The sequence below is a fragment of the Arthrobacter sp. NPDC056727 genome (assembly GCF_042790555.1).
In the GTDB taxonomy this organism is placed as follows: Bacteria; Actinomycetota; Actinomycetes; order Actinomycetales; family Micrococcaceae; genus Arthrobacter.
The window spans coordinates 144,412-163,307 of sequence record NZ_JBHTZA010000004.1; the positions used below are offsets into that span (position 1 = coordinate 144,412).

The following is an 18,896-nucleotide window of genomic DNA, read 5'->3' on the forward strand; positions in this document are numbered from 1 at the left end:
TCCTGTATTCGTGATCATCGTTGCTCACGATGACCGGGGTTTCTATCAGTTGTGTTGTGCTTGTCCGGCTAGCCGGCCAGCTGGCGCTGAAGCTCGTTCAGGCGGGTGAGGACCGAAGCGTCGAGCACTTCGTCCCCCACCTGAACCCGGATGCCGCCGATCAGCATGGGATCAACCTTGACGTTGACCTTCAGTTCGCGCCCGTAGAGGGAGTTCAATCCCGCCTGCAGACGGCCTGCCTGCGTCTCCGTCAGGGGACGAGTAACGCTGACCGTCGCAATCCAGCGCTGCTGGCGCTTGGCGGCGAGCTCGGCGAAACGGCTCACGAGCTTGGTTGCCTTGATGCCACGCGGCTGCGTGACTGCCTGTCCGATGAGGACCTTTGCTTCCTCACTTGCGGAAGGAACCAGCCTTTCGGCCAGGACAGTCTTTGCTGCGGCGCTGGCCTGCGGTTCAGACAGGGCGCGCTGCACGTCGTGGTTGGCAGCCACGGCCTGGTTGAAGGAGAAAAGATCGTTCTCCAGCGCTTCCAGGCCGGTGATACCGGAGGCAGAAACGGCCGACTTGTTTTCAGCAACGGCGATGACCACCGTTGCGGCAAGCGTCTCGAGTGCATCGCCGATGTCTCGCGCCGATGCCCAGCGTGAGCTGGCCAGACCGGCTGCGATGTCCACGGCTTCGGCGGAAGCTTTTCCGCTGAAGAGCCGCTTGATCAACGCCGACTTTTCCTCACCGCTGCGGGAGGGGTCAGTCAGGGCACGGCGCAAGCCTGCCGAGCTGTCTACCGTTCCCAGGATCCCGAAAAGTTCCTTTGCCAACTGCAGCGATGCAAACGGAAGCTTTGGCTCCAGCTCGGTCAGCGCCTTGGTCAGCGATTCGCTCGATACACCTGCCATTACTTAGCTACACCTGCGTTCTGGGTCTCCAGATCGGCCAGAAAGCGGTCAACAACGCGTGCTGCGCGTGCGTCGTCCTCGAGGGTTTCCCCAACGATGCGGCCCGCAAGCGTGGTGGCAAGGGTGCCCACCTCCGAACGCAGCGACACAACGGCCGCCTGGCGCTCGGACTCGATCTGCGCGTGTGCCTGAGCGGTGATGCGCGCAGACTCGGCTGCAGCCTTCTCCTTCAGCTCCGCCAGGATCTGGGCGCCTTCGGCACGCGCTTCCTCGCGGATACGGTTGGCCTCAGCACGGGCATCAGTGAGCTGCTGCTTGTACTCTTCGAGTGCAGCGGAAGCCTCAGCCTGAGCCTTCTCAGCCTTGGCGATGCCGCCCTCGATAGCCTCGGCACGCTCTGCGAACGTCTTCTCGAACATCGGGACAACGAACTTGACCACGATGAAAAAGAGGACAGCAAAGCCGGCGAGGACGACGCCCATTTCCCAAACATTGGGAACGAGCGGGTTAGCCGCCGCGGCGCCTTCAGTGGCGGCTGAGATGATCAGCTGATTCATATTTCACCCGTCCTTATCTACTCGGTTCTGAATGTTCGCTTGGTTCTGAAGGTTTACTTGAGAACGAAAGCGAAGACCAGGCCCAGGATGGCGAGGGCTTCAGTCAGCGCAAGGCCGAGGAATGCGATCGGCTGCAGGACGCGCTGGGCTTCCGGCTGACGGGCCACACCGTTGATGTAGGCAGCGAACACGAGACCCACACCGATACCACCGCCGATGGCCGAGAGGCCGTAGCCGATGAGGTTGAGGGAGCCGTTGATGGAGCCTTCCATTTTTCTTCCTTTCAAGATGCCATGTATATGGCAGGTTGTTTGGGTTGCTTCATCCCCGCGAGGGGAAGTTTGAGGTGCCTAGTGGCTGTCGGCGTGGAGTGCGCCTTCGATGTAGATCGCGGTCAGCAGTGTGAACACGTACGCCTGCAGCGCCATGATCAGCGCTTCGAGCATGTACATGGCAATCGCACCGGCGAGAACCAGGACAGAGGTGCCCTTGAGGAGGACGTTCTCCTGCATCACGAGGTATTCGATCCCGGAACCGGCAATCATGACGATCAGGTGGCCGGCCAGCATGGTGGCGAAGAGACGCAGGCTGTGCGTGACCGGGCGGACCAGGAAGTTGGAGATGATCTCGATCGGAATGACGATCGGGAGGATGTAGACCGGGACACCGGAGGGAACGGTGGCCAGCTTGAAGTAGCGCAGGCCGTTCTTCTTGATGCCGATGCCGATCCACGTGACGTACACGATGGCTGCCAGCACGTAGGCACCGCCGACGTGCGAGAAGCTCGGGAGCTGGATCACCGGGATGGCGCCGTAGATGTTGTTCACCAGGATGAAGAAGAACAGGCTGAACAGGAGCGGGACGTACTTGATGAAGTCCCTGCCACCGATGATGTCCTTGGCGATGCTGTTACGGACGAAGCCGTACGCGGCTTCACCTGCGAACTGCAGCTTGCCGGGAACGAGCTGCTGCTTCCGCGCAGCGAGCACAAAGAATGTGGCGATAATGACGACGGACAGGATAACCAGCAGCATCTGCTTGGAGAATCCGTCTGCCGCACCCCACGGCAGGATAGCCGGCAGGTGCATTTCTTCAATTCCGGGAGGAGTGAACTCTCCTGAATTTTGGGCCGGGAGCGCAAGCGCGATCAACGCGTTTCCTCTCTGCAGTGTCCATCGTTGGGCGTTGGTCGGGTTCCGGCGCGCGTCATGCTTGCCCTCCCCCTCGTGAAATTATTTGGCATTACTGTTCCCGTCCTCGGACGGGCCGCTGGCTGCACCGCTCCCGCCAGTTGGTTTCCTTGAACTGGTGAGGCCGTGCATATGGGACAGATAGAACCCTCCTGCTGCTCCAAGCAGAGCGCCTGCGAGCACAATCCAGCGGGTTCCCCACAGATAATCCAGTCCCCAGCCTATCAAACTCCAGACGATGATTCCGCCAATTATGTAGCTAAAGACGGCCATTCCAGCGTTGTAACCGCCGTCGGAATTCTCGCCGGGTACAGCGGCAGGACCGGGCGTCGGTTCGGGAGTCCCAGGCGTATTTTTTCCTGGGTTGTTGCGCTTGGTCATTTGGTGCTGCCCTCGTCCGGTTTGGGGTCGTTGAAGATCTGCAGGCGGGCCTTGCTGAAGCCGTAGATCTCAGCCGCCTGCCATGTGACCACAGCTACGACGGCACCAATGACGAACCACCGGCCGTGCAGCCAGTCGGGAGCCCCGAGGGCGAACAGCACCACGGCGAAGCCGATGACCTTGACGAAGTATGTCGCCACGAACAGGCCGACGGCACCTGAAGGGTTGTTGCGCCCCACAAAGTGTCCGATGAGCAGGCTGATCGCGAAGAACACGATCACCAGCAGGCCGCCGAGGCTGCTGGACACAACTCCGGTCCAGCCATTTAGCAGGGCAGCCACTACGCCGGTGAGAACCAGGGCACCGCCGGCGACCGCAGAACTTAGTCCAAGCAGCCCGAGCCAGAGCGACCGCGTGGGCCCGGAGACGCCAACGGATCCTTTGCCGGACACAGGTCCGGGCTCGGCGTTGGAGGTCATGCGAACCCAATCTTCGGGGCAGGGTGGAGTGGTGCAGGAAAGACCTGCACCTGAATTCTACACGAGATAGAAATTTTCCGAAAAGCGCGTCTTACTCCGGCGCTTGCCCCACTCCGCCGTTCTCCCCGCGCCGGCTCAGGTACGGCCACGCGGTGACCAGCCCCATGATCAGCGTGGCGGCGATCATCACGGCCAGGACAACCTGCCACGGGTAGACGGCAAAGGCCAGGCCGCCGAAGGACAGGACAGCCGCCCACAAGTACAGCAGCATGACCGCGGTGCGGTGGGAGTAACCGATGTCCATGAGCTTGTGGTGCAGGTGTCCGCGGTCGGCGGACCACGGTGAACGGCCGACGGCGGTGCGCCGCACCACCGCGAGGCAGAGGTCCAGGAGCGGCAAGAACAGCACAGCAAACGGCAGCAGGATGGGGATGATCGTGGGGATACCGTTGACGCGGTCATAAAGGCCCGACGTGATCTGCCCGGTGGAGACCACGCCTGCGGAGGCCATCAGCAGGCCTATCAGCATCGCGCCGGAATCGCCCATGAAAATCTTCGAGGGAAACCAGTTGTGCGGCAGGAAGCCCAGGCAGCTGCCCACAAGGACTGCCGTCAGCAGCGTGGCGAGGTCGGAACGGTCCAGGATAGGGGCGTTCCGGTGGACCCAGTAGGCGGTGAGGAAGAACGCGGACCCGCCGATGATGGCCACCCCTGCGGCCAGCCCGTCCAGCCCGTCGATGAAGTTGAACGCGTTCATCGTGACGACGATCAGGCCGGTGGTAAGGGCGATGTTGACCGGGTCCGACTCGAACCGGATCGGCTCCGGAACGAACGGGATGATGGTCATGCGGACACCCCAGACGGCCACCACGAGCGCGGCGAAAGCCTGCCCGATCAGCTTGACCCACCAGCGAAGGTCCAGCAGGTCATCCGCGACCCCCACGACCACGATGACGGCGGCACCCGCCAGGACGCCCCACGGAGCTGCGTTGTTCCGGAAGATGTCTTTGACGAAGAAGGACTGGCTCGCGATGGCCAGCGCCACCAGGACGCCCGCGAAAATCCCGAGTCCGCCGAGCCGCGAGACCGGGCTGGAATGCATGTCCCTGCTGCGGATGGGGGCGAACAGCTCAAGCCGGTTGCCGATCAGCCGGGCGCCCCACGTTGCTCCGTAGGAGACGATCGCGGCTGTCAGCATCATGGACAGGTACATGATCATGGCGCGGCCACCGTCCCCGTGGCGCTGTATTTACTGCCAGCGCTGCGTACCCTGCCACGCTGCAGGCTAGGCGGATGCGGTTTGGGGGTCAGGCCGGGCGGACCATGCGGGCTCGTTAGGTGTGGATCTGACGTGCAATAAATGAAACTTCTCCGTCGCCATGCGCACAGACAGGCAGTGCATAGTGCCTGACGGGGCTGTATTACAGTGGACTCTAGTCAAGATACTAACGCCAACGGGTACATCGCTTCGCGTCACACGGCCTCACGCCGGCGGGAAACTTGCCGACGGCTGTGCTGAAAGGATCCCCGCAATGCCAGTGTCGGTCGCAGTTGCCGCCGTGACGTTTGACCGTCCCCAGGAGCTCGCCGTCCTGCTGAAGGCCATCAATGGCCAGACGGCCCCGGTGTCCACAATCTGCCTCGTTGACAGCGGCACGAAGCCCGCGAAGGACGTCGCGGCACAGCATGCAAACGTGGACTACGTGCGCTCCGAAGCCAATCTCGGCGGCGCCGGCGGCTTCTCCCTCGCGGCGCTCAAAGCCGTCGCCAGCGGCGCGGACTGGGTGTGGATGATGGACGACGACGCCGAGCCGGCGGACGCGGAGTGCCTGGCCACGCTGATCCGGGAAGCGGAGGCGCGGGACCTGGAGGCTGTGGTGCCCCTTGTGGTGGCCCCGGGCCATCCCGACCAGCTCTCCTTTTTCTTCCGCCTGGACGGCAAGGTCACCCATGACCGGGCTGCACTGGAGAAGGTCGGCTTCCTGCCCAACGACGGCCACTTTTTCAACGGCGCGCTCATCCGCTCGGACGTCTTCTTCAAAGTGGGGCTGCCGGACATGCGCCTTTTCATCCGCGGCGACGAGGTGGACTTCACCATCCGGCTGCGCAAGGCCGGCATCCGGTTCGGCACTGTGACCACGGCTGCGATCATGCACCCGCACGCGTTTTCGGAAACGAAGCACGTGTTCGGGGCCCGCTGGCACGTTATCGTCCCGGAGAGCGCCTTCAAGCGGTATTACTACTACCGCAACCGCGGGTACCTGATTCGCCGTCATTTCCGCGCCAAGTCCCTGGTGGCGGATGTGGGCGGCTACCTCGGCTACTTCCTGCGCCGGGGCGACCTCCGCGGGCTGGCGGACTGGTTCCGGGCCTTCTCCACGGGGCTCCGCGGCAAGGGGTTTGCGCCGCTCAAGGACCAGAAGTTCTAGCGTAGGCGGGACTGACCAGCTTTCCCGGCCCGTCAGTCCCGCCCGCGCAGCCGGCGGCGGAGCAGGAGTGCCAGCAGGACCCATGGTTCGCCAAACACGCGGTATGCCACCCGGCGCGGATGCAGCAGCAGCCGCCAGGCCCACTCCAGCCCCAGCCGGCCCAGCCAGCGGGGTGCCAGTTTCTGAATGCCGGCGATCTGTTCGATCGCTCCCCCGACAGCGCAGTAGACGGCGGGCGGCAGCGATGGCAGGCGCCGCCACAGCACCTCTTCCTGCAGCGGCATGCCAAGGCCGATCAGCACCAGCTGCGGCTGGAGTTCCGCCAGCCACGCGGCAGCCTTCTCTTCCAGCTCCGGGTTCCAGTCCTCCCCCGGCATTCCGGAGACAGTGGCGCCCGGAACGATGGCCTGCAGCTTCGCGACGGCCTTGGCGTTGGCGGACGCTCCGGCGCCCACGACGGCGATGCGGTGGAGGCCGTCCAGCTGGCCCAGTGCGGGAATCCAGTCTGTCGAACCAAGCCGGTAGTCCATGACGGGCCGTGTGTCCCCGCCCGACTTTTCCCGGCCTCTCCCCCACAGCCACAGGACAGGTGCGCCGTCCAGAAGGACAACGTCACTGTTCTCGTAGAACTTCCTGAACTGCGGTTCGGAATGGAACAGCGTCACGCTGTGGAGATTGTGTCCGACGACGGTTCTGGTCCTGCCGTCAGCCAGGAATCCGTCGAGGACTGCGGTGAGCCCATCAACGTCCAAAGGCGTGGCATCCACTCCGAGGACCGGTACCGGTTGCCTCTGCAGCGTCATTCGGCGCTTGCAGGCTTTTCGCCGGCGTCGGACGGGCCAGCCTCGCCGGCGGTGGCCTCAGCCCCATCGGCGGTGACCTCGGGCTCGTCCGCCGTGGCCTCAGGCTCGTCGGCAGCGTTGCCGTTGATGTCGAGGACTCCGGGAACCACCCCGCGCAGCCGCTCCAGGCTGATGGCCCCCTCACGGACCACGCGCAGCGGCAGCGAAGTCGCATCCACGATGGTGGACGGCGTGGCGTCGGTCCCCTCCACTGGCCGGAAGCCGCCTTCAAGGTACACCTCAACGGACTCAGCGAGCTGGGAACGGGCTTCAAAGGCCGTCTGTGCCGGTGCCTGGCCGGTCCGGTTCGCCGAGGACACGGCGAGGGGCCCGGTGACGGTCAGCAGGTCGATCGCCACCTCGTCGTCCGGAATACGAAGGGCCACGGTGCCCTTGGTCTCACCCAGGTCCCAGTCGAGCGACGGCTGGGCGTGGAAGATCAGGGTCAGCCCGCCTGGCCAGAAGGCCTCGGCCAGCTCGCGTGCATCCGGGTACACATCGGTGGCGAGGCCGTCGAGCGCATTCAGGCGCGGAATCAGGACCGGCGGCGGCATGTTCCGGCCCCGGCCCTTGGAGACCAGCAGCATGGTGACAGCCTGCGGGGAAAAGGCATCGGCCGCGATTCCGTAGACGGTGTCCGTGGGAAGGACAATGCACTTCTTCTCGAGAATCGCCCGCCGCGCGTGCGCAATACCGGCTGTCCGCTCGTCGTCGGCCGTGCAGTTGTACGTAGTGGTCACTGCCTCATTCTTTCATTACTCCGCGGGCGGCGAGGAAAGGACGGCGCTGGTGGCGCGTTCCTTGCCGTTCAGGTCAAAATGCGTGGTGACGTCGGTCCAGAATCCGGTCTTCTTCAGCATCGTCGCGATCCAGCCGGCCTGGACTTCGGCGTGTTCCATCACGAAGTAGCCGCCGGGAACCAGGAGCCGGGCCGCCGAGGCGGCGGCCGCCGTCGGCAGTTCCATGCCGTCCGCTCCGCCGCCGTAGAGCGCCTCCGGCGGATCGTGGAGCGCCACTTCGGGTTCGTTCGGGATGGCTTCCGCGGGAATGTACGGCGGGTTGGACACCACGACGTCGAACGTTCCGTTAAGTTCGGGCAGAGCGTTCCGCAGGTCCCCCAGCAGCAGGGTGACACCCAGGGGGCGGAGGTTCTTGGCCGCCCAGGCGTGCGCGAATTCGCTGAACTCCACCGCGAAAACCTCGGCCTCGGGCACCTCGTGCGCTACTGAACCGGCGATGGCGCCGGAACCGGTTCCCAGGTCCACCACCTTCGGACGGACCACGCCGGCACGTTCCAGTGCGCGCAGCCGGTCGATAACCAGCTGCACCACGGATTCGGTTTCAGGGCGGGGAATGAAGACGCCGGGCCCCACCGCTAGCTGGAGGTAGCGGAAGTGGGCCACGCCGGTGATGTGCTGGAGCGGAATCCGGGTGGCGCGCTCGGCAACGAGTTCGGCGTAGCCGGCCGGGGCAGGAGCGTCCCCGAGCATCATGGCCCGCAGCCGCCCCAGCCCCACCCCCAGCAAATGGTCCGCCAGGAGTTCGGCGTCCACCCGGGGGCTGGGGACACCGGCCTCGGCAAGGCGTTCAGTCGCCTCGCGGACCGCAACTGCCAGGGACTGGGCAGGCAGACGGTGCTCCGGCGGCTCCGGAGTGTGCTCGGACGTCATGGGATCCAGGGGCTCCTAGTCGCCGATGGCGTCCAGCCGCGCCTGTTCATCCATCTCGATGGCGGACTGGATGACCGGCTCGAGGTCGCCGTTCATGACCTGGTCAAGGTTGTAGGCCTTGTAGCCGGTGCGGTGGTCGGCGATCCGGTTTTCCGGGTAGTTGTAGGTCCGGATGCGCTCGGACCGGTCCATGGTGCGGATCTGGGACTTCCGCTGCTCGGAGTTGGCGGCGTCGATCTGCTCCTGCTGGTGGGCCAGGATGCGGGCACGGAGGACGCGCATGCCTGCTTCACGGTTCTGCAGCTGGGACTTTTCGTTCTGCATGGCCACGACGATTCCGGTGGGGAGGTGCGTGATGCGGACGGCGGAGTCGGTGGTGTTGACGGACTGGCCGCCGGGGCCCGACGAGCGGTAGACGTCGATCTTGAGATCGTTCTGGTTGATTTCGAGCTCTTCGGGCTCATCCACCTCAGGCAGGACCAGGACGCCTGCGGCCGACGTGTGGATGCGGCCCTGCGATTCGGTGACGGGCACGCGCTGGACGCGGTGCACGCCGCCCTCGAACTTGAGCCTCGCGTAGACGCCCTCGGCTGGATCGTTGGAGTTGCCCTTGACGGCCACCTGAACGTCTTTGTAGCCGCCGAGGTCCGACTCGGTGGAGGAGATGATCTCCGTCTTCCAGCCGCGGGATTCCGCGTACCGGGTGTACATGCGCAGCAGGTCGCCGGCGAACAGGGCAGCCTCGTCGCCGCCTTCGCCGCCCTTGACCTCAAGGATCACGTTGCGTGCATCGTCCGGGTCCCGCGGGATGAGCAGCCGCGTCAACCGCGCCGCCGCCGCCTCTACCGCTTCCTCCAGTTCAGGCACCTCTGCGGCAAACTCAGGATCCTCCGCAGCCATCTCCTTGGCAGCGGCGAGGTCATCCTGCAGCGCGTGCCACTTGTGGTAGGCGTCCACAATGCCGTTCAGCTGCGCAGACCGCCGCCCCAACTTCCGAGCCAGCTTCTGGTCAGCATATACAGCCGGATCCCCCAACTGCGCCTGGATGGAATCATGCTCATCCAACAGGCCCTGTACGGACTCAAACATTTTCAAACCTCTTTCGACTTGTAACCAAGTCTAGTTACTGCAACGCGGGGTCACTTACCGCCCGATCCGGCGGCATCATTGGGCTGTATCTGACCCCGCGTTGAACGGAACGACAAAGGGTGGGGCCCGCGAAACTACGCGACGGCCCCACCCCTGGCTCAGCTACTTGTCGTTATCCGACTTCGAACCAAGCGTCGTCTTCTGAACCTGCATGAGGAACTCGACGTTGCTCTGCGTTTCGCGGATCTTGTTGGTCAGGAGTTCCAGGCTCTGCTGGGTCTCCAGGCCGGAGAGGACGCGGCGCAGCTTCCACATGATCTTGACCTCTTCGGCCGAGAGCAGGTTTTCTTCGCGGCGCGTGCCGGAGGCGTTGACGTCCACGGCGGGGAAGATGCGCTTGTCCGCCAACTGGCGGGACAGGCGGAGCTCCATGTTGCCGGTGCCCTTGAACTCTTCGAAGATGACCTCGTCCATCTTGGATCCGGTCTCCACGAGGGCCGTTGCCAGGATGGTCAGCGAGCCGCCGTTTTCGATGTTGCGGGCAGCACCGAAGAACCGCTTGGGCGGGTACAGGGCTGCGGAGTCCACACCACCGGACAGGATGCGGCCGGAGGCCGGGGCTGCCAGGTTGTAGGCGCGGCCCAGGCGGGTCATGGAGTCCAGGAGCACCACGACGTCCATGCCCATTTCCACGAGGCGCTTGGCGCGTTCGATGGAGAGTTCGGCCACGGTGGTGTGGTCGTCGGCGGGACGGTCGAAGGTGGAGGCAATGACCTCGCCCTTGACCGTGCGCTGCATGTCCGTGACTTCTTCGGGACGTTCGTCAACCAGCACCATCATGAGGTGGACCTCAGGGTTGTTGGTGGTGATCGCGTTGGCGATGGACTGCAGGATGAGCGTCTTGCCGGCCTTGGGCGGCGAAACGATCAGGCCACGCTGGCCCTTGCCGATCGGGGCGACCAGGTCGATGACGCGGGGGCCGATCTTCTTGGGGTCGGTCTCGAGGCGCAGGCGCTCGGACGGGTACAGCGGGACGAGCTTGGCGAACTCCACGCGGTCCTTGAGGTCCTCGGCGGTCTTGCCGTTCACCGAGGTGACGCGGACCAGCGCGTTGAACTTCTGGCGGGCGGACTGCTGGCCGCGGTCCTCGCCGTCGCGCGGTGCGCGGATGGCGCCAACCACGGCGTCGCCCTTGCGCAGGTTGTACTTCTTGACCTGGGCCAGGGAGACGTAGACGTCGTTCGGGCCCGGGAGGTAACCGGACGTACGGATGAACGCGTAGTTTTCCAGGACGTCCAGGATGCCGGCCACCGGCAGCAGGACATCGTCGTCGGTGATCTCGACGTCGTCGACGTCGGGCCCCTGGCTGCGTCCGCGGCGGCGGTCATTGCGGTCGCGGAACCGGTCGTTGCGGTTGCCGTCGCGGCTGTCGGACCGCTCGTTGCGGTCGTTCCGGTCGCGGCGGTTCCGCCGGTTGCGGCGGCTGCCGCCGTCTTCGTCGCTTTCGCGGGTGTCGTCACGGCGGGTGTCATCGCGGCGGGTGTCGCGTCCGCCTGCCTCGCCCGCGTCACGGCCACCGCGGCCGCGGGTGTCGCGGCGTTCGCGCTGGCCGGCTTCGCCTTCCGGAGCCTGCTCGCGGGCCTCGGCGCCGCGTGCTTCCGTGCCACGTGCTTCCGTGCCACGTGCTTCAGTGCCACGTGTCTCCGGGGCAGCTTCGGCGGGAGCAGCGGGTGCCTCGGCGGGAGCGGCTGCAGCTGCTTCCCCGCGGCGGCGGTTGCGGGTGCGCGGCTGGCGGCGTTCTGCGCCTTCGGCCTCGGTGGCAGCTGCGCCTTCAGCGGCGGCGGGAGCCTCGACGGCCGGAGCGGCTGCCGGTGCTTCAGCGGCACGTGCTTCAGTGGCCGGAGCCTCCGCAGCAGGCTGTGCTGCCGCTTCCGCCGCGGGTGCGGCAACAATGCCGTCGCTCACTGCCCGGCGGCTGCGGCCACGGCCACGCGCACGGGTTTCCTGGGCCGGTGCCTCGGCTGCTTCCGCGGCCGGGGCTGCGGCCTCGGCCGCCGGAGCTGCCGGGGCGGTTGCAGCAGCCTTGGCTGCGCTCCGCGCCGGTGCCTTGGCGGCGGGGGCGGACGTACCTGCACGGTGGGCGGAAATAGCCGCCACCAGGTCGCCCTTGCGCATGCGGGAACCGCCGGAGATACCAAGCTGGCTGGCAAGGGCCTGCAGCTGGGCGAGCTTAAGGCCGGCAAGGCCGCTGCTCTTGGCGGGCGCTTCCGTCAACGTTCCGGAAGCAGAAGATGGTGTGTCCACAGCTGGCGACAGCTCAGTGGTTTCGGTCACGAAGGATCCTTCCCCCTCGACGGCGTCCAGACTGTGAGCTGGACGCGATGATTGGATCTGGGCTGCAGTTCAGATCTGCAGCCGCGATGTCGGCCTTGCCGGTTGGAGTTCGGCCAGCAGGGCCGGATACTGATCACCTTCAAACGCTCCGCATGCTGGCGGGGCGGCGGACTGGCGGTTCAGGGAACAGAAACACGTCTGTACTTTCCTGGCCAGGCCAAGCAGGTGGCGCCGGAGGATATTGCGCAATAAGAGATCGAAGCAGCAGCAGCAGATCGAAGCAGATTCTGACCCGATGACCGGTTAAGGCCATTCTCGGAGTCGTTGACTGCACGGTCTCTTGGCTGCAGGGCCCTCTCGACTGCAGAGTCGCCGTCTGGCTGCATCAATGAATACTGTGTTCGATAAAGACCGTGTTCAGTGAATGCGGTGATGACTGCGGGGACTGCATGCGGTGTTACCGCCGGTGCACTCCCACTTTAGCACCTTCGACGTCGACTGCCAGCTTCATCACACGCCAGTTGATATCCGGCGTATTTGCCTCGGAGAACGCGGCAATGAATTCCAGCACGGACGCGGCTTCCGCCTCGCCGTTGGCCAGCACCAGAACCGTGGGGCCTGCTCCGGAGACGACGGCGGCGTGGCCGGCTCCGCGCAGGGCTTTGATGAGGCTGGCGCTGGGACGCATGGCCTCCGCACGGTAGCTCTGGTGCAGGAAGTCCTCGGTGCCGGCGGGCAGGAACTCAGGCTTCTGCGTCAGCGCGTGGATCAGCAGTGCTGCGCGGCCGGAGTTCATCGCGGCCGCGTGATGGCCGATGGACGCAGGCAGCAGGGCCCTGGCGGCCTCGGTGGAGAGCTCGTAGTCCGGAACTGCCACGATGGGGACGACGGCAGCGTCGACGGTGGCGCACGTGGTGCTGTACTGGTCACTGTCCTGCCACGACAGCGCCAGTCCGCCGTAGATCGCCGGAGCGACGTTGTCCGGGTGGCCTTCCATCTCGCTGGTCAGCTGCAGGATCCAGTTCCGGTCCTGCTGCTCCCCCGCCGGCAGCAGGGCGTTGGCTGCCGTCACGGCAGCCACAACGGCTGATGCCGACGAACCAAGGCCGCGGCCGTGCGGAACGACATTTTCTGCCGTGATCTTCAGGCCGGTGTGCCGGTAGCCCAGCCGCCCGAAGGCGGCATTCATGGCCCGGACCACCAGGTGGCTGGCGTCCCGCGGCAGGGACTCGGCCCCCTCACCGCTGAGTTCGAAGATCAGCTCGTCGGTGTCCAGGCTCTCCACGGTGAGGGTGTCGTGCAGCGTGAGTGCCAGCCCGAGGCTGTCATATCCGGGACCGAGGTTGGCGCTGGTGGCCGGAACCCGGACCGTCACCTGCTGCCCGGCCTGGATGGCGGGCAGCTGGGCGGTCTGCGGCAGCATGGTTTCCACTGTTATTAGTCTTCCAGTCCCAGTTCTGCAGCAACGGTCACGACGTCGTTCGGCACCTTGACGGGCTGGACATCGCTGCCGTCCTCGGTGCGGAGCGCCCACTGGGGGTCCTTGAGGCCGTGGCCGGTGACGGTGATGGCGATGGTCTTGCCCGAGGGCACCTCACCTGCGGCGTGCTTCTTGAGCAGGCCTGCGACGCCGGCAGCCGAGCCGGGCTCCACGAAGACGCCCTCGCGGGAGGACAGCCAGCGGTGCGCGGCGAGGATTTCCTCGTCAGTGACGGAATCGATGAACCCGCCCGACTCGTCGCGGGCGGCGATGGCGCCGTCCCACGAGGCCGGGTTACCGATCCGGATGGCGGTGGCGATGGTGTCCGGTTCCGTGATGGGGTGGCCGGCGACGAACGGCGCGGCGCCCGCGGCCTGGAAGCCCCACATGGCGGGGGTCTTGGTGGAGACGGGAGCAAGCGTCCCGGCCGTTTCGGACTCGAACGGAGCGGCGTACTCCTTGTAGCCCTTCCAGTAGGCCGTGATGTTTCCGGCGTTGCCGACCGGGAGGACGTGGATGTCCGGGGCGTCGCCCAGGGCGTCGACGATCTCGAAGGCGCCGGTCTTCTGGCCCTGGATGCGGGCCGGGTTCACAGAGTTGACCAGGAACACCGGGTAGGACTCGCCCAGCTTGCGGGCGATGTCCAGGCAGTTGTCGAAGTTGCCGTCAACCTGCAGGAGCGTGGCGCCGTGGGCGATGGCCTGGCTCAGCTTGCCCATGGAGATCTTGCCCTCGGGAACCAGCACAGCGCAGGTAAGCCCCGCGGCGGTTGCGTACGCCGCAGCCGAGGCGGACGTGTTGCCGGTGGAGGCGCACACCACGGCCTTGGCTCCGGCCTCAACAGCCGCGGTCATGGCCATGGTCATGCCGCGGTCCTTGAAGGACCCGGTGGGGTTCATGCCCTCAACCTTGAGGTAGACGTCCGAGCCTGTCAGCTCCGACAGCTTCTGGGCGTGGACCAGGGGCGTGCCGCCCTCGCCGAGGGTGATCACGCGGGTTGCCGCGGTTACGGGCAGACGGTCAGCGTATTCGCGGATGACACCGCGCCATTGGTGAGCCACTTAAGCTCCTTCTACCCGCAGTACGGATGTAACGGAATTAATCACGTCAAGGCCCTTGACGGCTTCGACGGTCGCTGCCAGTGCAGCTTCGCTTGCGCGGTGGGTGACGATCCGCAGCTCGGCCGATTCCACGTTGGAGTCGGCATCGCGGTGGATGGTCTGGCGCATGATTTCGATGGAGACGCCGTGCTCGGCGAACAGCTGGGCGATCTTCGCCAGCACGCCGGGCTGGTCTGCAACGTCCAGGCCGATGTAGTAGCTGGTGGTGGCGGCGTCGATGGGCAGCGCCGGAACGTGGCCGGTGGTGGACTCGATGCGTCCGGGTCCGCCGAGGACAATGCGGCGGGCTGCTGAGACGAGGTCACCCAGCACGGCAGACGCCGTCGGGGTTCCGCCTGCGCCCTGGCCGTAGAACATCAGCTCGCCGGCGTTCTCCGCCTCGACGAAGACGGCGTTGAACGCCCCGCGGACGGCTGCCAGCGGGTGTTCGCGCGGCAGGAGGGTCGGGTGGACGCGCACCGAAACGCCCTCGCTGCCGTCGCCGTTGCCGATCTTTTCGGCGATCGCCAGCAGCTTGATGACAAAGCCGGCTTCCTTCGCCGCGGCAATGTCGGCGGCGCTGACGCGCGTGATGCCCTCGCAGTAGACATGCTCCAGGTCGAAGCGCGTGTGGAAGGACAGGGACGCCAGGATGGCTGCCTTGGCGGCGGCATCGTGGCCCTCGACGTCGGCCGTGGGGTCGGCTTCGGCGTAGCCGAGCCGCTGGGCCTCGGCCAGGGCATCGGCGAACTGCGCGCCGGTGGAGTCCATCTGGTCCAGGATGAAGTTGGTGGTGCCGTTGACGATGCCCAGCACACGGGTGATGCGGTCGCCGGACAGGCTGTCGCGGATGGGGCGCAGGATGGGGATGGCCCCCGCCACGGCGGCTTCGTAGGACAGTTCGACGCCGGCCTTGTCCGCCTCTTCGTAGAGTGCGGGGCCGTCGGCGGCCAGCAGGGCCTTGTTGCCGGTGACGACGCTGGCGCCGTTCTGGATGGCGGACAGGATCAGCGAGCGGGCAGGCTCAATGCCGCCCATCAGCTCGATTACGAGGTCGGCATCCTTGACCAGCGTTTCGCCGTCGGTGGTGAACAGCTCGCGCGGGAGATCCACCTCGCGCTCGGCGTCGAGGTTCCGCACCGCGATGCCGGCCAGTTCCAGGCGGGCGCCGGTGCGCGGCGCCAAGGTGCCGGCGTCGTCAATCAGAATCCGCGCCACCTGAGCCCCGACGTTGCCACAGCCCAACAGGGCCACTTTCAGGGTTCGCAATTCGGTCATTCAGGCTCCCATGTCGCGGTTCAGCAGATCTTCTTCGGTTTCCCCGCGGACAATCAGCCGGGGAGATCCGTCGCGCACAGCGACAACGCCCGGCCGGGCCAGATAGTTGTAGTTGCTTGACAGGGCCCAGCAGTAGGCGCCGGTCCCCGGTACAGCGAGCAGATCACCGGCTGCCACGTCCTCGGGCAGATATACATCTCTAACAACTATGTCGCCGCTCTCGCAATGTTTGCCCACTACGCGGGACAGCTGCGGGGCCGCCGCGGAGGTCCGTGAGGCGAGAATGGCCGAATAATCCGCGTCGTACAGCACCGGACGGGCGTTGTCGCTCATGCCGCCGTCCACCGACACATAGCGGCGCGGGTGCGTAACGTTTTTAGCGTTATTCTCACCGGCTGCACCGGCGTCACCGGCCGGGGCGTCCACGCGGACGGTTTTCAGCGTGCCCACCTCGTACAGCGTGAAGGTGCTGCTGCCCACGATCGCGCGTCCGGGCTCGATGGAAATCCGGGGCGCGGTTATCCCCAGTTCCGCGCACTTGGAACGCACGACGGCGGCCATCGCCTGCGCGATGTCGGCGGCCGGGCGGGGCGTGTCCACCGGGGTGTAGGCGATGCCGTAGCCGCCGCCGAGGTCAAGCTCGGGCAGGGTGATGGAGTACTTCGCCTGCACGGCAGCCAGGAAGGTCAGGAGCTTCTGCGCAGCCAGGGCAAAGCCGTCCGGCTCGAAGATCTGCGAGCCGATGTGGCAGTGCAGGCCCAGCAGCTCCACGCTGCCATACGACGTTGCCGCGGCGACGGCCTCCTCGGCGGCCGACAGGCCCGCCTCATCGGTCGAATCCTCCGCCATGGAGAGACCGAATTTCTGGTCCTCGTGAGCGGTGGCAATGAACTCGTGGGTGTGGGCGTGCACCCCGGGCGTCAGCCGCAGCATGACCCTGGCGGTCTCGCCGCGGCCGGAGGCGATCTTGGCAACCCGCTCCAGCTCGTCCAGGCTGTCGACGACGATGCGGCCGAGGTTCATGTCCAGCGCCCGGTGGATCTCGGCGTCGGACTTGTTGTTGCCGTGCAGCGATAGGTTTGCACCGTCGATGCCGGCGCGGGCGGCGACGGCAAGCTCGCCGCCGGAGCAGGTGTCCAGCCGCAGCCCCTCTTCGGCAACCCACGTCGCGACGGCGGTGCACAGGAAAGACTTGCCGGCATAGTAGACGTCCACTCCCCCGCAGATGTCGGCGAAAGCGTCATCGAAGGCATCCTTGAAGGCGCGGGCGCGGGCCCGGAAGTCCGATTCGCTCATGACGAAGAGCGGTGTGCCGAACTGCTCCTTGAGGCTGCTGACCGGGATGCCGTCAACGGCCAGCTCGCCCCCGGCGTTCCGCTCCACCCCGCCGGCCCACACCGGGGTGTGGAGGGCGTTAACGTCCGCGGGGACGGCGAGCCACGCCGGTGCCAGCGGCGAGGCTGAATTACTGCTGGCGGTTTGCAACCTGATCACATCCGTTCCGGCGCCGAGACGCCCAGCAGTTCGAGCCCGTTGGCGAGCACCTGGCTGGTGGCGTCATTAAGCCAGAGCCTGGTGCGGTTGGTGTCCGTGACGGGTTCATCGCCCATGGGCGCCACGCGGCAGGCGTCATACCAGCGGTGGTAGGCGCCGGCGATGACTTCGAGGTGGCGTGCCACGCGGTGCGGCTCGCGGAGTTCGGCGGCCTTGGCCACAATCGACGGGTAGCTGCCCAGGTAGGACAGCAGTTCGTTTTCCGTGGCGTGGTCCAGAGCGGAGGCGTCGAAGGCGCTCCGGTCGACTCCGGCGGCAACGGCGTTGCGGGCAGTGCCGCGGGAACGCGCGTGGGCGTACTGCACGTAGAAGACGGGGTTCTCGTTGGAGTGCTTCTTGAGCAGCTCGGGGTCCAGGGTGAGCGGCGAATCCGCGGGGAAGCGTGCCAGCGAATAGCGCACCGCGTCCGTGCCCAGCCAGGAGATCAGATCCTTGAGCTCAATGATGTTGCCGGCACGCTTGGACAGCTTGGCGCCGTTGACCGAGACCAGCTGGCCGATCAGGACCTCGATGTTGACCTCGGGATCGTCACCGGCCGCGGCGGCGATGGCCTTGAGGCGGTTGATGTAGCCGTGGTGGTCGGCGCCCAGGAGGTAGATCTTCTCCGTGTAGCCGCGGTCCTTCTTGGAGAGGTAGTACGCGGCGTCGGCGGCGAAGTAGGTCGGCTCACCGTTCGCACGGATCATGACGCGGTCCTTGTCATCACCGAAATCGGTGGTGCGCAGCCAGACGGCACCGCCGTCGTCGAACACGTGGCCCTGCTCGCGAAGGCGCGCGACGGCACTTTCGATGGCGCCGGCGTCGTGCAGTTCCTGCTCGGAGAAGAACACGTCGAAGGAGACGCCAAAGTCCGCCAGGGTGTCCTTGATGTCCTTGAGCTGCGCCTCGTAGGCTGCGGCGCGGATCACGGGCAGGGCCGCCGCGTCCGTCAGTTCACGGATGTCCGGGTGCTGCGTCAGCACCTCGTGGCCGAGGTCGCGGATGTACTCGCCCGGGTAGCCGCCCTCAGGCACATCGCGGCCGTGCAGGCGCGACAGGACCGAGTTGGCGAAGACGTTCATCTGGGAGCCGGCGTCGTTGATGTAGTACTCGGCGGTGACGTCGGCACCGGAGGCACGAAGCACCCTGGCGATCGAGTCGCCGAGGGCCGCCCAGCGCGTGTGGCCGATGTGCAGAGGCCCGGTGGGGTTGGCGGAAACGAACTCCATGTTGACCGTGTGGCCGGCGAGCGCGGCGTTGGTGCCGTACTCCTGGCCCGCTTCGACGATGGCCTTGGCGAGGGCACCGGCTGCGGCAGCGTCAACGGTGATGTTCAGGAAGCCGGGACCGGCGATTTCCACACCGTCGACGCCGTTGATGTCCTTGAGCCGGGCGCTGAGCAGCGTGGCGAATTCGCGCGGGTTGGTGCCGGCCTTCTTGGCCAGCTGCAGGGCGATGTTGGTTGCCCAGTCGCCGTGCTCCCGGTTCTTCGGTCGCTCCACCAGGACGGAGTCCGGTATGGCCGCCTCGGCAAGGGCAATGTCACCGGCGGCAACGGCGTCTTTCAGGCAGGCGGATATTGCGAGGGAGAGTTCTTCGGGAGTCACACTCCTAGCCTACCGGGGAGCCCGTCATGGC

Annotated in this window: 18 protein-coding genes; 1 reads left to right on the forward strand and 17 read right to left on the reverse strand. The window is 66.0% G+C overall.

Translation table 11 applies throughout. The features are described from left to right. Positions 1-68 precede the first annotated feature (68 nt). The 7 genes from ACFRAH_RS05610 to ACFRAH_RS05640 form a co-directional block, all read right to left on the reverse strand. The gene (locus ACFRAH_RS05610) at positions 69-896 is read right to left on the reverse strand and encodes a F0F1 ATP synthase subunit delta (protein WP_377989919.1); all 828 of its coding nucleotides are present in this window, start codon (positions 894-896) and stop codon (positions 69-71) included. Then, on the reverse strand, positions 896-1,453 hold the full coding sequence (locus ACFRAH_RS05615; RefSeq protein WP_377989920.1) for a F0F1 ATP synthase subunit B: 558 nt from the start codon (positions 1,451-1,453) through the stop codon (positions 896-898). The genes ACFRAH_RS05610 and ACFRAH_RS05615 overlap by 1 nt, the downstream gene beginning before the upstream one ends. Before the next feature lie 53 nt (positions 1,454-1,506). Then, positions 1,507-1,725 (reverse strand): ATP synthase F0 subunit C, encoded by a 219-nt coding sequence (gene atpE / locus ACFRAH_RS05620; RefSeq protein ID WP_003804776.1) that lies wholly within the window; start codon positions 1,723-1,725, stop codon positions 1,507-1,509. 78 nt (positions 1,726-1,803) lie between these two features. Then, positions 1,804-2,604: a F0F1 ATP synthase subunit A gene (atpB, locus tag ACFRAH_RS05625; RefSeq protein ID WP_102972065.1), complete on the reverse strand. Its 801-nt coding sequence runs from the start codon at positions 2,602-2,604 to the stop codon at positions 1,804-1,806. Positions 2,605-2,685: 81 nt separating this feature from the next. Further along, positions 2,686-3,024 (reverse strand): hypothetical protein, encoded by a 339-nt coding sequence (locus ACFRAH_RS05630; protein WP_377989921.1) that lies wholly within the window; start codon positions 3,022-3,024, stop codon positions 2,686-2,688. Then, positions 3,021-3,503 carry a hypothetical protein gene (locus ACFRAH_RS05635; protein WP_377989922.1) on the reverse strand — a complete coding sequence of 161 codons (483 nt, stop codon included), beginning with the start codon at positions 3,501-3,503 and terminating at the stop codon, positions 3,021-3,023. Before ACFRAH_RS05635 ends, ACFRAH_RS05630 begins: the two co-directional genes overlap by 4 nt. 91 nt (positions 3,504-3,594) lie before the next feature. Then, positions 3,595-4,722, reverse strand: a complete 1,128-nt coding sequence (locus tag ACFRAH_RS05640) for an MraY family glycosyltransferase (RefSeq protein ID WP_377989923.1) — start codon at positions 4,720-4,722, stop codon at positions 3,595-3,597. 313 nt (positions 4,723-5,035) lie between these two features. On the opposite strand from ACFRAH_RS05640, the gene ACFRAH_RS05645 reads away from it, so the two are divergent. Continuing rightward, entirely contained in the window at positions 5,036-5,932 is an 897-nt protein-coding gene (locus ACFRAH_RS05645) for a glycosyltransferase (protein ID WP_377989924.1), read from the forward strand. A 32-nt stretch (positions 5,933-5,964) separates the two neighbouring features. Here the strand turns inward: ACFRAH_RS05645 and ACFRAH_RS05650 are convergent, their stop codons facing one another. From ACFRAH_RS05650 to argS, 10 genes are all read right to left on the reverse strand, one after another. Then, positions 5,965-6,735, reverse strand: coding sequence for a WecB/TagA/CpsF family glycosyltransferase (locus ACFRAH_RS05650; protein ID WP_377989925.1), 771 nt, complete (start codon positions 6,733-6,735; stop codon positions 5,965-5,967). Continuing rightward, on the reverse strand, positions 6,732-7,514 hold the full coding sequence (locus ACFRAH_RS05655; protein WP_377989926.1) for an L-threonylcarbamoyladenylate synthase: 783 nt from the start codon (positions 7,512-7,514) through the stop codon (positions 6,732-6,734). The genes ACFRAH_RS05650 and ACFRAH_RS05655 overlap by 4 nt, the downstream gene beginning before the upstream one ends. A 15-nt stretch (positions 7,515-7,529) precedes the next feature. Continuing rightward, positions 7,530-8,444, reverse strand: coding sequence for a peptide chain release factor N(5)-glutamine methyltransferase (prmC, locus tag ACFRAH_RS05660; RefSeq protein WP_377989927.1), 915 nt, complete (start codon positions 8,442-8,444; stop codon positions 7,530-7,532). A 15-nt stretch (positions 8,445-8,459) separates the two neighbouring features. Next, a complete protein-coding gene (prfA, locus tag ACFRAH_RS05665; protein WP_377989928.1) occupies positions 8,460-9,533 on the reverse strand; it encodes a peptide chain release factor 1 in 1,074 nt (357 codons plus the stop codon). A 162-nt stretch (positions 9,534-9,695) separates the two neighbouring features. After that, entirely contained in the window at positions 9,696-11,867 is a 2,172-nt protein-coding gene (rho, locus tag ACFRAH_RS05670) for a transcription termination factor Rho (RefSeq protein WP_377989929.1), read from the reverse strand. Positions 11,868-12,324: 457 nt separating this feature from the next. After that, positions 12,325-13,290 (reverse strand): homoserine kinase, encoded by a 966-nt coding sequence (thrB, locus tag ACFRAH_RS05675; protein WP_377990051.1) that lies wholly within the window; start codon positions 13,288-13,290, stop codon positions 12,325-12,327. Between the two features lie 14 nt (positions 13,291-13,304). Next, positions 13,305-14,408, reverse strand: a complete 1,104-nt coding sequence (thrC, locus tag ACFRAH_RS05680; protein WP_354258548.1) for a threonine synthase — start codon at positions 14,406-14,408, stop codon at positions 13,305-13,307. After that, the gene (locus tag ACFRAH_RS05685) at positions 14,409-15,725 is read right to left on the reverse strand and encodes a homoserine dehydrogenase (RefSeq protein WP_354258545.1); all 1,317 of its coding nucleotides are present in this window, start codon (positions 15,723-15,725) and stop codon (positions 14,409-14,411) included. It lies immediately after the preceding gene. Next, on the reverse strand, positions 15,726-17,219 hold the full coding sequence (lysA, locus tag ACFRAH_RS05690; RefSeq protein ID WP_377989930.1) for a diaminopimelate decarboxylase: 1,494 nt from the start codon (positions 17,217-17,219) through the stop codon (positions 15,726-15,728). Beyond that, positions 17,216-18,865, reverse strand: coding sequence for an arginine--tRNA ligase (argS, locus tag ACFRAH_RS05695; RefSeq protein ID WP_377989931.1), 1,650 nt, complete (start codon positions 18,863-18,865; stop codon positions 17,216-17,218). Before argS ends, lysA begins: the two co-directional genes overlap by 4 nt. Positions 18,866-18,896 lie beyond the last annotated feature (31 nt).